The following is a 19,333-nucleotide window of genomic DNA, read 5'->3' as shown; positions in this document are numbered from 1 at the left end:
TGCTCATGTGTAAAAAAAGGTTGGCGTTTCTGACTCACGAAACGCCAACCTTGAAATGTTATTTAGTGTTTGTCAGCAAGAGTTCGTTGATGAGCGTTGCATTCTGTTTCACAATTTCCGGATAGTTTTTGTCGATCATCTCCATATGTTTGCCGTAACCTTTCACTTGTCGGAATTGTCCTGTGGTGGATTGGGCCCACAAGGCAATCGAAGCATTTGCATCCAAAAGTCCTGAAGTCACATAACTGATGTTACCATCAATCGTTCCAAAGGTTATGGCTTCATGAACATACAGGTAAGACTTCGTAATCAGCTCCAGCAAATAGTCATTCGCCAATTTCTCAAGGTCTTGATATTGACTCATGTTGAACTTTTGCTGAATCTCCTGCCTGATTTGTTCTTCAGTCAGACGATGCTCTTCCACCTCTGTTCGGTATTTTGAGTCCAGTATAATCAGGTCTCGCACTTCGTATCCTCTGCGGTTAAGCTCTTTGGCTACATCGAAGGCCAGCACTCCACCCGAGGAGTAACCCATCAGCGTGAACGAACCCTCCTTTTGAATATCAATCATCATTTGGGCGTAACGAGCAATTCGATCTTCTGAAGTAATGAAATTAAAGCTGTAAACTCCGAACGAGTCCAGATGCTGAGCAAGTGTCATGTAGGCAATACCCATTGAAGCAGCGGGGGGAAAACAGAAAACAATCCGATTTTTCTCGCTTGTCCGGGTTAGCTGCATGCAATCTTCGGTATAGTCCTCCAGGAGATCTTTGGCTTTCTCTACAAAGTTCGCCAGATCAGCAATGGTCGGTTTTTCAAAAATATCCTTAAACGGAATTCTAAAATTCAACAGACTGTACAAACGGGATACAAAAGACATCACATTTAACGAATTTGCACCCATCTCAAACAGATTTGCATGTATGCTAATCGGCTTCACTGGAAGAATGTCCTCCCAAATATCTGTCATGTGGCGTTCCAGTTCCGTTTCCGGTGGTGTGTAGGATTGCAGAGCTGTCACACTACCCTCAGGCTCAGGCAATGCCTTCAAGTCCACTTTTCCGTTCACCGTCAATGGGAGCTGATCCATCACAACAAAGAATGCAGGTATCATATATGCGGGAAGCTCGTAAAGCAATCCCTGTTTCAGTTGAACGATGTCCATCGTTTTACTCGGGTTCACAGGTACGATGTACGCACAGAGATAGCTTTGCTGAGCATCATCTTGCCGCGAGGTCACAATTACATCTTTAACTTCCGGTTGTTGCAGCAAACGAAACTCAATTTCTCCCGGCTCAATACGGTATCCCCTAATTTTCACCTGATGGTCGATTCGTCCGAGGAATTCCATGTCGCCATTTGGCATCCACTGCACCAGATCACCTGTCCGATATAGGGTAGTCCCTTCTTTGAACGGATTGGGTACAAACTTCTGCATCGTTAGTTCCGGACGTCCGAAGTATCCTCGGGATACTCCATCACCTCCAATGTAAAGTTCCCCTGGCAAACCAGCCGGAAGCAGTTGCTGATGTTTATTCAGCACATATAACTGCACATTTGCAGCAGGTTTCCCAATAGGTACTGAGATTCTCGTGTCCGTCTCGGGATTGTACGGATGGATCATGCAGCCTACAACCGTTTCCGTTGGCCCGTATTCATTATAGATCTGAACCTTGCCTCCAAAACTCTCGTATACTTCCCGAGCCAATTCCGATTTCAGGTCCTCACCGCCTACAATCAGGCACTTGATACTGGATCGGGTATTGTCCATATCCTTAATCAGATTCAGATGTGATGGTGTCAATTTAACCACGCCTGCTTGCTGATCCCTGAATACATTCAGGATCACCGGTTCATCTCCGCTGGTTGGATATACCACTATTTTATTTCCAGTAACCAGCGGTGTAAAGATCGAAGTGATCGTCAAATCAAACGCAAAGGAGGAGTAGAGGGCAAAATCAAGCTCCTGATTCTGCAAATAAACGTCCTTCGCCCAGAAAATATAGTTGATCAGACCGCTGTGCGGAATCATTGTGCCTTTTGGTTTCCCGGTCGATCCAGAGGTATAGATCATATACGCTACATCCTCTGGTCCAGCATGCTGCTCCAATGGTTCTGCTGAATAATGACTATAATCCGCATCAATCGCTACGGATGTTCTTCCTGACCCGGTATGGCCTTCTCCCATTTCCAATATGATCGATGAACCGCTATCCTCCAGAATAAATTCAATCCGTTCTGCGGGATATTCCGGGTCAATGGGCACATACGCTCCGCCCGCCTTCATAATAGCCAGAATGCCAACAATCATCTCGGGTGAGCGTTCAACCATAATGCCCACCATGGAATTGGATCCAACACCGATAGCTTTTAAATGTCTTGCCAATTGATTCGATTTTATGTCGAGCTGTTTGTAAGTCAGCGCATTATCGCCCAGCGCTACGGCAACATGTTCAGGAGTCTTGGCGGCCTGTTCACTGACCAACTGATGCATCGTTTTGCCCTTCGGATAGGCTGATCCCGTATCATTGTACTGATCCAACAGGACGATCTGCTCTTGTTTCGTCATGATTTGAATGTCATCGACCCGCAAGTTTTCATCTGTCACTATTTGTTTCAATAGAGTCAGCATATGGTTTTCCATGACCTTCATCAAGGATTCATCATACTTGCCGGAATCATAAGCAAACTTGATTACTAGCTCTTCACCAGGTATTGCAATCAGATTGAATCCATAGTTCGTCTGTTCCTGACTATGGACGTCCTCAATGACAAACCCAATATCATTCGCGCCCTGTTCCACAAGACTTGAATCCACCGAGTAATTTTCAAAAACCATGATATGATCGATCAAATCTCTTTTTAGACTGCTCAAAGATGCAATTTCAGCCAGACCCAGATGGTGATGCTGACTTCCTTCAATGGATAAGGCCTGCATATCTCCAACCAGTTGTTTGAAGGTATGTCCTTCATCCCATTGAATCCGCGCAGGAATGGTGTTGATAAATAAACCAACCATGTTTTCGATCCCGCTTACCTGCGCTTCTCTCCCGGATACCACCGTTCCAAATACGACATCCGAAGTATCGTTGTACTTGGCAAGCATGATTCCCCAGACACACTGCATAACCGTATAAAATGTGACATGGTTCCGGTTAGCAAGATCATTCATTTGTTTCGTGAGCTGTCTGGAAATGCGGAATTGATGCTCCTGTGGAGTGGCCCCATCGTTCAATGAACGAGAAGTTCCTGCTGGCAACTGAACCTTGTTCTCATATCCGCCCAGATAATTCTTCCAGTACGAGATGGCTTCATCCTTGTTCAATGCCTGCAACCATTCCACATATTCACTGTAAGGTACAGGCTCGTGGAGCTGAATGTTTTTTCCAGTACGTTTGCATTCATACAGATGGACCAGCTCTGCAAGAATGATGCCTCTTGCCCAGCCATCAAGCAAGATATGATGGTTACTCCAGATTAACGAGTATTGCTCCTCATCGGTCTGCAACAGTTCGAATCGAACCAGTGTATCTTTGCCAAGATCAAAGCCTTTTCTTTTGTCCTCCATAGCAATTGACAATACACGAGTGCCTCTGTTCTGTTCTTGCAATCCTCGAAGATCCCGGTATACAAAAGCAGCTTCTCGGTTTTGACAAATAATATTCCGCGGCTCTTCTGTAACGTCGTATTCAATGGAAGCACGAAGCATTTCGTGACGTTGCATCAATAGGTTCAGACTCTCCTGAAGTAGGACTACGTCAAGGTTTCCTCTGATGTTCATAATCAGTTGCTCAAAATAAACCCTATCTCCGCGATTCTCAAGTGCATGGTACAGCATCCCGCGCTGCATGTTGGCCAAAGGATATATTTTCTCAATTCCCTCTGTGCCAAACTTTAGCGTAATGACCTCCAGATTTTGCAGGGTTAGATGCGGATCTCCATAATCGGATGGTGTTTTTTCGGCCTGTTGTTGCTGCGCGCAATGTTCAATAACCTGTTGAAGCATTTTTTTGTAAGTTGTTGCAAAGTTCTCTACAATGGATTCATCAAACAACCTATGGTTGTATGTGATGTTAATCATCAATTGACCTTCGGCCACATAGGCAATAACTTCCATTGGATTGGCACGAATGACATCATCGCCGACTGGATTGCCCGCTGGCAACCAGGAAGAACGAAACAGACCACTATTGATGTCCTGATCCATTTGTCCCAAATAATTAAACAACAGGAGTGGTGTCTGCTCTTTCAACTTTGGCAATTCAGTAGTCATATATTTCAATATTCCGTATCCAATTCCTTTGGCTGGAACCCTCCTTAGCTGCTCTTTTACCTCCTTGATGGTTGTACCAAGCCCTTCCTCATCCCCGAGATTGATACATACCGGATATTTGCTTGTAAACCAGCCAACCGTACGACTGATATCCAATTCGTCTCCCATAAGCTCGCGACCGTGACCTTCCATCGTTACCTTAACTTTGCTCGCTCCTGCACATTCCTTGATGGAGAGAGCTAGAGCAGCCAGCAGAATGTCATTAATTTCGGTATAGTAGGCCTGGTTTGTCTCTCGCAAAAGTTGAGTTGTCATCTCTCGGTTCAGCGATACGCTGCTCATTCGATTGTCTCCGTATCGGTACTCACTCAGATGAACTTCATTCCTAGGAAGAAAGCCGGCTTCTTCTTGATCCGTCTTGATCCAATACGCACGCTCCTTGGCGAGACGACCTCCCTTCGCATAGTCGCTCAGGAAAGCTGCATAGTACGGGTAAGAATCCGTAACCGGATAAAAAGAAAGATCTTGTCCTTCCATAAGCTGCTGGTATCCTATGGCCAAATCTTCCAACAGAATTTTCCAAGATACCCCATCAATCAGCATATGATGGATTACAATGAGCAGATGATCTCCCTGATCGGTTCTGAAAATGACGGCTCGCACCAGAGGTCCCTCGAAAATTTCGATGGATTCCTGTGTGTTGAAGGCTGCCTGCTGCACCCTGATGAACAATTCCTGCTCATCAAGACCGATCATGTCCTGTACATCCATTTGGAAAAGACCTGCTTCATCATCGAGATGGGTCTGTACCACCTTGCCTTGTTCCTCATGATAGGACATCCGCAAGACATCGTGATGCATCATTAACCCTTCCATGATCTGCCGGACTGTCTCTGGATTGAATCCCTCCTCGCGGTACAACATCAGGGACTGATTAAAGTGGTTCATTCCTGTACGTTGATGCTGCAAGAAATAAGACTTCTGGATGGGTGTAAGATCAACCGGACCCGTCACACGCTGCTTCATCCGGTCTACATGGGAATCTTCTCTAACATAACGCCCCAGCAACTTGATCTGTGGATTAGCAAATAGCTCTTTCATGGTCAGCTTTTTGCCAGCTCTGGACAGTCTGGATATAATTTGCAAGGCTTTGATGGAATCACCACCGGAAGCAAAGAAGTGATGGTTAATGCCGATTGGCTTGAAGCCAAGCACCTCTTCCCAGATGGAAACGAGCAAGCTCTCCGCCTCGTTTCTTGGGGCCTCATAGACCACCTCTCCACCCATGCTTGCATCCGGTTCGGGAAGTGCACGTACATCCAATTTCCCATTACCGGTCAGCGGCAGGGTATCCAATTGCATAAAATGCGTTGGAATCATATATTCAGGCAATTCGACACCCAGATGAGCGCGAATTTCGTCCAATGGTATCGATCTGTTTGCTGTGAAATAGGCACAGAGCACGGTAGCCTGTTCCTGGTTTGCTCCAGGTACGATAACAGCCTCGCGTACACCTTCCCGAAGTAGCATTTGTTTTTTGATTTCATCCAGTTCAATCCGATAACCACGCACTTTCACCTGATTATCCTTCCGACCTGCCAGTTCCAGCTCACCATCATGTGTCCAACGGGCAAGATCTCCTGTTTTGTACATGATCTGCCCCGGCTGGAATGGATCTTCAACAAACTTCTCCCGGGTCATTTCAACCTGATTGAAATACCCGCTGGACACTGCTTCACCCGAAACACAAATTTCACCGAATACACCCCGTGGCACCACATGGTTATGCTTATCAAGCACGTATACCACAGTGTTATCAATCGGTCTGCCAATAACCGGATGATCTATAAAGGAACGAACATTCACAGACGATATGTTATGAAAAACTACACCAATCGTCGTTTCAGTTGGACCATAATGATTCATGATCCGGCTGTTTGGAAACTCTTGAAGGTACTTTTCCACATCCGTTGTATTCGTCTTCTCCCCGCCAAGCACAACCAGCCTCAGCTCAGGCTGCCATTCTGCAAATGCAGGATCATGGAACAGTAGATTGAATAATGAAGGTGTCAGTTTGATGAATGTGATACGCTGTGAAGCCATCATTTGTAATACTCTAGCCGGATTGGTGTAGTCTTCCTTGCTTGGAACGTGAAGCTCGCCGCCCTGCAACAAGGATGAAAATACACCTGTGTATCCCAGATCAAAAGCACTGGAAGACATCAGCATCGTTCGATCTGCCGCAGAAACTCCCGCTTCGCGGATGAACCATTGTGTGTAATTAACAATATTTCGGTTACGAACCATGACACCTTTCGGAGTACCTGTTGAACCTGAAGTATAGATCATATACACCTGCTGTTCAGGCGAAGTTGGCAGAGATAGATCCGTGTAGTCAAAGCTCTCGATACTGCCGTCGTTAACCTGATACACATCGCCACTGAAAGATAACTCCTTGGACAACGGATGATCCGTCAACACAAGGATAGCCTGACTGTCATTCAAAATAACATTGGTCCTGTTCCCAGTCTGCTCAGGATCAATCGGTAAATAGATGGCTCCCGTTTTAAGAACGGCCAGCATGCTTATAATCAAGTCCACAGATGGATTCATGCTTACTGCGATTACCGAATTCGGTGCAGCCCCTCTTGCTCTCAGCGAGCGAGCCAGTTGATTAGCTCTGCGATTCAACTCTTCATAAGATAATTCGTTTTCCCCTGACACCACTGCCCGTTGCCCGGATGACTTCCTTACTTGCTCCTCGAACAGTTCGATCAGGGCTGCATCTGTTCTGTATTGCGCAAGCTGACCACAGGATAGCTGCATAATGGATTTTGTCTCTTCTGATGTGATGAATTGAATATCCTGCAACCGCAACGCGGCATCGTTACTGATATTATCCAGCAATTCAGTCAGGTGGCCTGCCATACACTCTATTGTTTCAGGTTTAAACAACTCCGTAGAGTACGTAAACACACATTTGATCCGGCCCTCAGCTTCCATTGCGGTTAAGGTGAGATCAAATTTGGATCGGATGTTACTTGGAGGAAGTGAACTGAATTGCACACCCTCGATTGCAAGCTCCTCACTGTCATAATTCTGGAATACCAGCATCGTATCAAACAAGGCACTTCGGCTCATATCTCTTGCCAAGGCAAGCTGTTCAACCAGTTCATCAAATGCATAATCCTGATTTTCATAAGCCTGAAGTGTATTCTCCTTGACCTTGTTAAGGTACTCTTTGAACGTAAACGTGCCTACCGGACGATTCCGAAGCGCCAGTGTATTAATGAACAAACCGATTACATCTTGTAGCTCCGGCTGTGAATTACCTGCTACCGGTGTCCCCACGATGATATCCTCTTGCCCGGTGTATCGATGTAACAGTGCTGTATAGCCAGCAAGGAGAAGCATAAATAAGGTTACGCCCTCTCGATGAGCCAATTGAGACAGCCGTTGCGACACACCCTCAGATAACTCGAACGGGAACAGTTCGCCTTCATAATTGCGGTGTTGTGGTCTTGCATAATCGATTGGCAGATCCAGTAGCGGGACTTCTTCTTGATAGGCACTGAGCCAGTAGTCCTTCTGTGCCTGAATCACTTCCGTTGTTCTGGACAGTGCCTGCCACTCGGCATAATCTTTGTATTGCAATTGTAGTGGTTCAAGCGTTTGTCCTTCATACAGGGCGCTCAGCTCCCTGGTCAAAACGCCCATGGATACACCGTCCGCAATAATATGATGCATATCCATAATCAGACTGTATTCCGCAGGCCCCATCTGCACAAGTTCCACCCGCAGCAACGGAGCCTGAGTCAGATTGAATGGACGAACAAATCTCGCTTGCCACGCTTCTAAAGTCTGTTCACCCAGCTCGAGAGATGTGATCCTGAATTCCACCTGTTGATCAATTCGTTGAACAGGCTGTCCATCAACCATATGGAAGGAAGTCCTGAATGATTCATGACGCTTGATCAAATCCTGAAAGGCTCTTTCCAATTGGCGTATATCCAGATTGCCAGTTATTTTCATAGCATAAGGCATATTGTAGGCCAGGCTCGAATCTTCCAGTTGATGCATAATAAAAAGTCTTTTTTGTGCGGACGAGAGCGGGTAGTACTCCTTGGTTTCTGCTTTCGTTATGGTCACATATTTGCTGGAACGAGCAGAATCAATCCACTGGGACAAGGCTCTGACCGTAGGCGTTGCAAATACTTGTCTCAATGGTATGGCCACACCGAATGCCTTGTGGACACGAGATACGAGAGCCGAAGCCTTCAGCGAGTGTCCTCCAACTTCAAAGAAATTGTGATTTACGCCAATACGGTCATTATTTAGAAGCTGATGCCAGAGTGCAAGCAATTCCGCTTCCACCCTGCTTCCCGGAGCTTCATAACCCCCAAGTGCAGACATGCCCGCTTCCGGGGCTGGCAGCGCTTTACGATCCACTTTCCCGTTGGAGGTCAGTGGCAATTGATCCATTTTTACAATGTAGGCTGGCATCATATAATCCGGCAATTGCAGAGACAACTGTTGTCTAATCTGTTGCGTAACCGCATCATCTGCTTCCTCGTTGAGGGTAATATATGCACAGATAAATTGTGTATGCTCTTCATCCGCCCTGGCTACAACGAATGCATCCTTGACGATATAAAGCTGAAGCAATTGATGTTCGATTTCACCCAATTCAATTCGATATCCCCGAATTTTGACCTGATGATCCATCCGGCCCAAGTACTCCATGTTGCCATCTGCACGCCATCTGGCCAAGTCGCCTGAACGATACATTTTCTCACCAGGATAGAACGGATCTTCGACAAATCGTTCTTCCGTAAGACTGGATCGATTGAGGTATCCTCTGGCAAGCCCTTCTCCTGCAACGTATAGCTCACCTGCACATCCTACAGGCTGCAATTGACGATACTGGTTCAGAATATATGCCCTGAGTGTAGGGATGGGCTGACCTATATTACTTCTGCCCATTTGTATATCAGACGGGGTAATCTCCTTATAGGTAACATGAACCGTAGTCTCCGTAATGCCGTACATATTAATTAACTTTGTAGACGGATAACGCTTATACCATGTTGCCAATAATGACGGACTTAACGCTTCTCCACCAAAAATGACTTTTCGCAAACTCAATTCCTTCCTCGGACGTTTTGCCTCCTCATGCATCAATCGGTAGAAGTAAGATGGCGTCTGATTCAGAATAGTTACCTTTTCACGTATTAACCATTGCAGGAATTCTCCAGGCTGTTGGGCGACCAGATGTGGAACGATAAGTAATGTGCCCCCGTACAACAGTGCTCCATACATTTCCCACACCGAGAAATCAAAACAAAAGGAATGGAACATCGTCCATATATCGTTATCACTGAAATCAAATCGATTACGGTCATTGATCAACAAACGCACGACATTTTTATGTTCAATCAGTGTTCCCTTCGGATTCCCGGTCGTACCTGAGGTATAAATGACATAGGCGAGGTCATGGGATTGAACGGATGTCTCCAGATTTCTTGCATCCGCGTGATACGAGTTCTCTTCCTCCAAGACAACGCTTAAACCCCGGTGAAGTCCGCGATCCATCCCTTTTTCAGAAACCACCAGCAGGCGGATGCCCGAATCCTCCAGCATATAGCTAATACGGTCATCTGGATAGGTGGGATCAACAGGTATATATGCTGCTCCCGCTTTTAACACTGCCATGATGGCAACAATCATATCGACTGACCGATCCGCCATAATCCCAATGAATTGCTCTGTTCCTCCTGTAAGAGATAACAACGTACGGGCCAGTTGATTGGAACGCTCATTCAGCTCCATGTACGTCATATGACGATGCTCATCCCGGACAGCAATTCGATCAGGCGTACATCGAACTTGCTGCTGGAACAGCTCATGAATGGTCATATTTCGCGGGTAATCCGCATCAGAGTTATTGAAAGAATTCAGAAGCACTTCACGCTCTTGACTACCCACCAGTTGAATGTCAGCAAGCTGCTGATGATCCGCTGAAGTAACTTGTTCTGCCACACTCCTAAAATGTTGATCCATACGCTCGATGATGGATGGATCATATTTATTACCATCATACGTAATCACAAGGGTCAGGCTGTCACCAGGTGTTGCTGAAATCAGGAATCCGTAGTTGCTCTGTTCCTCCGCATGCAGTCCGGTAATTTCAAAACCAACCCCAGTGCTGGATTGTTGAACAGCTCCATGATCCAGGGCATAGTTTTCAAATACAAAGACGTGATCCATTAATTCCTTGTTGAGATCACTCAATGCCTGAACTTCAGCCAGATTCAAATAATTGAATCGCTGACTTTCAACGGCTTGTTTTTGAACGACCTGAAGTACGTCGCCAAAATGCTTTTGATGCGGGTAACCAATCCGAACAGGAATTGTATTGATAAACAACCCTATCATCTCTTCTATGCCTTCAACTGGCGCTTCTCTGCCAGAGACTACGGTTCCAAATATGACGTCCTCCGTATCATTGTATCTGGCCAGTACCAGACCCCAGATACATTGAATGACGGTATTCAACGTCACACCATAACGAGCACCTATTTCATTTAATTGGCGGGTTAACTCCTGACCCAAAGATATCGTCTGTTCTTTTCGCAAATACGGAACATCATGCTCTGTAAGAAGCAAACCTGGAACACTCGACTGTGTGTCATAATTCTCCAGATAACGTCTCCAATACGCTTGGGCCTCATCCTTTTCCTGACGAATGAGCCATTCAATGTAATGATGATATCGTTTCGGCTCCTTCAGGTTGTGCGCTTTATTCTCAAGTTTGGCCTTATAGATCTGGAACAGCTCGGATAATATAATTCCCAGACACCATCCATCCAGCAAAATATGATGATGGCTCCATACAAGGGTGTAGGATTGATCTGTGGTGCGAAACAGAGCTGCACGCATAAGCGGCTGTGTATCCAGACGGAAACTGCGAGCCTTATCCTGCTGTGAAAAAGTTTCCAACTGAGCTGCTGAATGATGTGCTTCCAAAGCTGTCCAGTCTTTAAATTCAAATTCAATGGTGAGGTTTTGCATAATGACCTGTCTCGGTTCTTCCAAATCTTGATGCATAAATGAAGCTCTCAATGCTTCATGTCTGTTCATGAGTTCATTGAAACTGGATTGCAAGTAATCCGGGTTCACTTCCCCCCGAATCTCCATGACCGTTTGCTGAAAATACGCAGTTGATGTCTCATCTTCCATTGCGTGAAAGAGCATGCCTTGCTGCATATTGGTTAACGGATAAATCCGTTCAATGGTCACGCCCGGACAGGCAGATTTAATAAGATCCAGCTCCTCAAGTGCCAGACTTGGATCACCATAGTCGGAAGGCGTATATGTCGTTTCACGCTGACACAAGCAATGGTCCACAATTTCCGTTAATTGCTCCAAAAACGTCTCTGCAAATTGACTCACAAGCGGCATGTCCACCGCAGTTTGGTTTGCAGTTACGTTGAGATGTAACTTCCCACCAGATACGAAGGTGTTCAGTTCAATCGGGTTATTTCGGGCGATATGGCCACCAATGGTTTGCCCCGTAGAGAAACGAGACTCCCGGAACATGGCTTCCCCAATCATGCCTCCGTCCATCTCACCGAGATAGTTAAACGAAATGGATGCTGGACGCTCCTCTTGCAACTCCGGCATCCGGGCCACATATTTCAGCGCTCCATAGCTAAAGCCTTTATGCGGTACCTTCCTTAATCCTTCTTTCACCCGTTTGATGGTGGTCGCAAGTTCGTCCTCTGCTTCTCCCTCCAACAGAACCGGGTACAGAGTCGTAAACCAGCCCACGGTGCGGCTGAGATCGATACCTTCCAGCACATCCTCCCGTCCATGGCCTTCCAAGTTCACTTTCAGCTTCAGCTCACCCGTTAGCTTCCGCACCGCAAGGTACAGCGCACTGAGTAACAGATCATTGATCTCCGTCTGGTAAGCCCGGTTGCTCTCCCGCAGCAACTGCTGGGTGACTTCCGCACTCAGGGTGCTTTGCTGGGTATGACTGTCCGCAAATCGATCCGGGCCTGCCGCTTCCTCTTGCTCTCCTAGGTTCAGTCCAGTCTCCTCCGCCGCAAGTCTACTCCAATAGGCTCGTTCCTTCGCGGCCTGCGGGCTGTTTGCGTAATCCTGCAAGGCTTCCGCGAAGCGCTGGTAAGAGTCCGTCTTCTCGCCCGCAGCCAGCGCTTCTCCCCGCTCCGCCTGCTGATACAGCACTTCCATGTCCTCCAGCAGGATTCGCCAAGACACTCCGTCTACGACCAGGTGATGAATCGCCAGCAGCAGATGGTCACCGTCCTCGGCTTCAAACCACCCGACTTGCACCAGCTTGCCCTCTTCCAGGTTACATGCCTGCTGCACCTGGGTAGCCGCCTCATAGACCTGACGCTCCGGTTCATCCCAGCCCCGTGTATCAAATCGGTGCAGGGTATACATCCGCTCTCCAGTTTGAACCGGACGGTTGAATTGGCGGATGCTACCGTCTGCTTGTATCTCATACCTCATGCGCAGCGCATCATGATGCTCCAGCAACCGATCCAGCACCTGTTCCAGCACGTCCGGCTTGAACCCGGCCACCCGATGCAGCATGAAGGACTGCGTGAAGTGATTTCGTTCCGTCGTGTTGTTCGCAAAAAACCACTGCTGAATCGGGGTCAGTCGCACTTCTCCTTCCACAGGCTCCTGGCTCCGGCGCTCACGCTGATCCCATTTCACATACGGGGAGAGATCCCGAATCTTCGGATAGGCAAACAAATCCCGGACCTCCATCCGCAGTCCCGCTCGGGCCAGACGTGATCCGATCTGGAGTGCCTTGATGGAGTCTCCCCCAGAGACAAAGAACTGGTGATTGATGCCCAGTTCCGCCATATTCAGCACGTCACGCCAAACTTCCACCAGTATGCGCTCCACCTCGCTACGCGGTGCTTCCGTCTCCGGCCCGGCAGGCAGATGGTGGTCCGGCTCCCGCAACGCCTTGCGGTCCAGCTTGCCATGGGACGTCAGCGGCAGCTGATCCAGCTGCACCACATAGGCCGGGATCATATAATCCGGCAGCTCCGCTTCCAGCCAGTCTCGAACGGTAGCAGCTGTCCACACTGCTTCGCCTTCGGCTACAACATAGGCGCACAGCGCCCCATTTCCCTGCGGGTCCTGATGAGCCAGAACCGCTGTTTCCCGGATGGCCGGATGTTTCAGCAGTTGTTGCTCGATCTCGCCAAGCTCAATCCGGTATCCACGGATTTTCACCTGTTGATCGGTACGCCCCATAAATTGCAGGTTGCCACCAGGTAGCCAGCGCACCAGATCACCTGTCCGGTACATTTTGCCGCCGGGTTCATGCGGGTTGTCTACAAATTTCTCGGTTGTCAGTTCCGGATTATTCAAATAACCCCGTGCCAGACTTTGACCGGCAATGTACATCTCCCCGGTCACACCTATCGGACAGAATTGAAGATGATCATTCAAAATAAAAATTCTTGTATTCGTAAAAGGTTTGCCTATAGGAATGACACCCTCTATGGAATCGACTTCATGCAGAGTGGTAACCACCGTATTTTCCGTTGGTCCGTAAGCGTTGATCAGCCTGTAATTCGGAAGATTATGAAGTTTAAGCTGCTCTCCCCCCGAAACTAGCAAACGTAATGACGAATTTGGCAGTTCAACAAATGATTCACATACCTTGGACGAAAGAGTCGAAACCGTTATTCCATACTCCGATAAGTATTCATTCAGCCTCAATATATCCAGTCTCAGCTCAATCGGAATGATATGAAGTGTAGCCCCTGACATCAGTGCAGGGAAAATTTCACTAATCGAAGCGTCAAAGGTCATTTGGAGATAGTTTGCCACCCGGTCTCTCTCAGTTATCTGTAGAGCATCTATATATCCACAACAGAAGTTGGTCAAGGCGCTTTGCTCAACCTGTACTCCCTTTGGCAGACCTGTAGAACCTGACGTGTAGATGATATATGCCAAATCGTCAGGGTTTGTGTTCATCGTTGCCGAATCAGCCACAAACGAAACTTGGAGTGATGCCTCGGCATTCCAATCCTTCAATACTGCCTCATCCAGAATGAATGTCACACACTCGGAATCAGCAGCCCTGAGCCGATCTGACCAATGATTCTGGGTCACAACCAGTCCTGCCCCACTATCCTGAAGCATGTACCGGATTCGCTCAACCGGAGTTGATGGGTCCAGCGGTAAATAAGCTCCTCCTGATTTCATAATTCCGAGAATGCCCGCAATCATTTCTACAGACCGATCCATCATAATACCAACGACCGTTTCTTTGGTTACACCATGCTGACGCAGACGAGCTGCAAGTAAGTCTGCCGCCTCATTTAGCTCATGATAGGTCATGCTTCTGCCGTCATGCATAACCGCAACCTGATCAGGTGTCCGCAGAGCATTTTGCTCAATCCACTCATACACCCGCTGGTGCAGCGGATAAGAGCGGGCGTTATCATTATAGACATGCTGTAGCGTCTGCTTCTCTTCCTCAGATACGACTTCAAACTCACCCAGCTTGCCTTGGGGATTGCTTAATATCCCTTTTAACAATTGAATAAAGTGATTGCCCATGTTTTCAACCGTTTGAAGGGAAAATAGATCACTGCAATATTCCAGTTCAAACTCAATGCGGCCATTCTGCTCGACCGCAGCAAGGGTCAGATCAAATTTGGCAATGGGCAGCTCCGTCTCATACGGCTCAACATGTAAATCATCCCATTGTTGTCCGGATGTACGCTCAAGCTCCAGATTTTGCAGCACAAACATCGTATCTACCAATGCGTTTCTGCTTCTGTCTCTTGAGACATGAAGCTTGTTGATGAGCTCATCAAGCGGATAATCCTGATTTTCGTAAGCCTGTAATGCATTTTCCTTCACTTCTCCAAGGAAATCATTAAAGGACCGTTCTGCCACAGGATAATTACGCATGGCAAGTGTATTAACAAACATACCGATCACCCTCTGGAGATCTGCGTGTTTGCGCCCAGCAATCGGAGATCCCACGACAATGTCATCTTGTCCTGAATATCTGGAAAGTAAAGTTGTATAAGCGGCCAGCAGTACCATATATAATGTCGCTTCATGATCTCTGGCCAATTGATGCAGTTCACGTGTGAGCTGTTCGTCACAAACAAATTGCACCCGGTTTCCTTTAAAAGAGTACACTTGCGGTCTTGGCCAGTCTGTTGGCAATTGAAGAACCGGAATTTCTCCCTCAAATCGATTAAGCCAGTAGGTTTCCTGTGTCTTCAGTCCTTCACTATTAAACCAATCCTTTTGCCACTCGGAGTAATCCTTGTACTGTAACTTCAGCTCAGGCAGAGATTTCCCCTCATACAATTCATGAAACTCCTGAACAAGCACACCCGTTGACACACCATCTGCGATAATATGATGCATGTCCATCACGACTACATGTTCCTGTTCACTGATTTTCACAAGTTCGATCCGCATTAATGGGGCCTTGTCCAGCTCAAATGGACGAATTCGATCCGAAAGCGTTTCTTCCAATGATCGGCTTCCCGGTTCAATATGTTCAACAGCAAACGGAACATGTGAATGAATCCGTTGGACGGGTTCGCCATCCACAATGACAAAAGACGTCCTGAATGACTCATGTCTCTGTACCAATTGTCGGAATGCCTCTTCAAATCGCAACACGTCCAGTTTTCCAGATACCTTCATCACTGCAGGCATATTATATGAAGTTCCGGTATCCGAAATCTGATGCAACATATGAAGTCTGCGTTGAGCAGAAGAGAGTGCATAATAGGGCTTTGATTCGGCCGGTTGGATGGAAAGATAGTCCTCTTTGGCAGCAGACTCAATGTAATTGGCAATCCCTCGGATGGTTGGAGCAAGGAAAAGCTGTCGAATCGGCACCATCACCTGAATCTCTTTGTGAATTCGTGATGCCAGTGCTGTCGCTTTAAGTGAATGACCGCCGGACTCAAAGAAGTGATCTTGAACCCCGGCAGTTTGTACTCCCAAAATTTCTTTCCATATCGTGCAAATGTGATTTTCCAGCACCGTACTTGGTGCTTCATATTGGTCATGCTTCAAATGCTCTATGCATTCTGCCGGTTCAGGAAGGGCCCTTCGATCAACCTTCCCGTTTCCTGTTAAGGGAAGCTCATCGAGCAGAATAAAATAAGAAGGAACCATGTAGTCTGGCAGGCGCTCCGATACATACGTACGAATCCCGGCAGACGTCAGCTTTGGATCAGCCTTTAAATAGGCAATCAATATGTCCTGATTTGCTGCATCTTTTCTCGTCACTACGATCCCTTCGCGAATCCCTTCATGCTCCAGCAGAACATGCTCGATCTCGCCCAGTTCAATTCGGTAACCACGCAATTTAACCTGGTGGTCCAAGCGTTCAAGAAACTCAATATCTCCGTTTTGGACCCGGCGTACCCGGTCCCCTGTTCGATACATCCGTGTTCCCTTGAGTAAGGGATGTGGAATGAATCGGGAATCGGTTAGTTCCTTGTTATTCAAATACCCCAGACTCAAACCATCTCCGGAAATGCATAATTCCCCTGGAATACCTGCTGGAACGGGATTCTGGTACCGGTCCAGCACCCAGACCGAAGTATTGGCAATCGGTTTTCCGATGGGAAGGTTGGTGACCACTGCATCGATGGAACTGATGGGATAAGCTGTAGCAAATACCGTACTTTCTGTGGGTCCGTATACGTGAATCAGGCGATCCGGTCCGAGAATATCCAGTCCTTTCCTGGCCTGAGTCACAGATGCACGCTCGCCCCCAAACAATACTTTGCGGAAGCCGCGAAGACATTCCGGCTCACGATCAATGAGCAGATTAAATAGTGCGGTCGTCATGAAAGAAACCGTGACTTTCTCGCGAACGATGACTTCAGCGAGCGCTTGAGTGTCTAGAACCGTATCCTGTTTCAGCAGAACCAGACAGGCTCCGTTCAAAAGTGCGCCAAAAATATCAAAGACAGATCCATCAAACGCATAATTGGAAAGCTGCAATATCCGGTCTTCCGAGCAAATATCGATGTAATCCGTCTCACATACAACCCGAATTACGTTTGCATGAGTGATCATTACTCCTTTGGGCAATCCGGTGGAGCCAGACGTGTAGATCATGTATGCCAGATCATCCATGCGGCTCTCCTTGTCATGCTTCACTTCCATTACCTGTGTAGCAGCCGCCATCTCCATGACCGCAGGCATATGATCCATGGAGTCGGCATTCAGCAGTAACAATGGAAAATCCGGTGGTGCCTGGCTGATCCATTGGGACTGTGTCAAAAGCACCGCAGCCCTGCTGTCCTGAAGCATATGACTTATTCTTTCTTTCGGCCAGCTCGGGTCCATGGGAAGATAAGCTGCACCTGCTTTCAGAATCCCAAGTATGCCCGCGATCATATCTACCGACCGGTCTGCCAGCAGTCCTACCACCGCCTGTTCAGGTAGCCCAAATTGATATAATCGGGATGCCATTTGATCCGCTTTTTCCTGCAATTCACGGTAGGTGATGTGCACATCATCCATAATAAGGGCGATGGCATGAGGTTTCTTCTGGACTTGTTCATCAAAAAGCTGAGGAATGGTTTTCCATTTGGGATAATCCGTCACAGCCCCCATGGAATGCTGCTCAAGTACCGGAAGTTCATCGTTCAAGACGAGAGTAATATCCTGGATATGAATACTCTCATCTGACGTAATTTGATCGATAATCGCTTTCATATGCGTCTCAATCTGATCCATCAGAGCCGGTTCATAGACATGTTCATCATAAATGAGCAGCAGCGTCAATTTCTCTCCAAGTCCAGCAGCCATTGTAAACGGATAGTTGGTTCGTTCCTCTCCAGTGATCTCGTTGATTTCAAAACCCAGATCGGACCGCTCTGCCATCTTCCTCGTATCCAGAGCATAATTTTCAAACACAACGACATGATCAAGTAGATCATGTTTGAGTTCAGTGCGGGCCTGCACCTCGGCCAAACTTAAATATTGATACGCCTGACTGCTCAATGCGTCCGATTGAATCTTTTTCATAAGCTCTACAAATGGTTGCTCTCCGGAAAAGGTGACCCGTGTAGGAATGGTATTGATAAACAAACCAACCATATTCTCAATGCCATCAACGGCTGCATCTCTCCCGGATACAACGGTCCCAAAGACAGCATCTTCGTTATCATTATATTTGGCGAGCAGAAACCCCCACATCGCTTGAATGACGGTGTGGATTGTCACGGCATGTTTCTGCGCCATCTCTTTCATTTTTGTAGTGAGGGCTTGAGAAAACACTATTTTCTTCTCTCTTCTAGAGAACGCCATATCACTTGTTGGTCGGTTTATCGAAGGCAAGCCGGTCTTCTCACTGTATCCTGACAGATAATGCTCCCAGTACCCAAGACCCGATTCCTGGTCCTGCTGCTGGAGCCACTTCATATAATTGCTATAAGGCCGGGTAACTCCCATTTCAGACTGTAGGCCATTGGATTTGTCAGTATATATATCCAGCAATTCATTGAAGAGAATGCCCATGCTCCAGCCATCCAGTATCATATGGTGAAACGTCCAGATCATCTGAAAATGCTGTTCACCGGTACAAACAAGAGCGATTCGAAGCAGGTTGTCCTTGGACAAATTAAATCCTTTTGCACGATCCTTCTCCATAAAATCTTGCATCAAGGCAGCGACTTCATCGTCTGACCTGCCCCTCAGATCGTGAAAGGTAAACCCGATGGCCCGCCTCGCAAGCACAACATGAACGGGTTCCTCCAATTTGGTATGAATCGAGGCTCTCAATATTTCATGTCGTTCAAGCAACTGATTGAAGCTTTGCTCCAGAATTTCGGGATGAATCTCCCCGCATATATCCAGTACCGTTTGTTCAAAATAGGCATCTTCAGACGGATTTTCGAGCGCATGAAACAGCATTCCTTTTTGCATCGGGGATAATGGGTATATTTTCTCGACTTTTGCCTTCATGGACCGATATCATCTCCTTATTGGATCGTACCTAAGCTGTAC

1 protein-coding gene is annotated in these 19,333 nt (G+C 47.2%); it reads right to left on the bottom strand.

Translation table 11 applies throughout. The features are described from left to right. Positions 1 to 58: 58 nt before the first annotated feature. Complete coding sequence (locus MHH92_RS12975; RefSeq protein ID WP_340904098.1) at positions 59 to 19,291, bottom strand: non-ribosomal peptide synthetase; 19,233 nt, start codon at positions 19,289 to 19,291, stop codon at positions 59 to 61. Between the last annotated feature and the right edge of the window lie 42 nt (positions 19,292 to 19,333).

The sequence above is a fragment of the Paenibacillus sp. FSL M7-1414 genome (assembly GCF_038003195.1).
GTDB classification, from domain to species: domain Bacteria; phylum Bacillota; class Bacilli; order Paenibacillales; family Paenibacillaceae; genus Paenibacillus; species Paenibacillus amylolyticus.
Note: the sequence above shows the minus strand (reverse complement) of the source record. Positions and strands in the feature narration are given on the sequence as shown.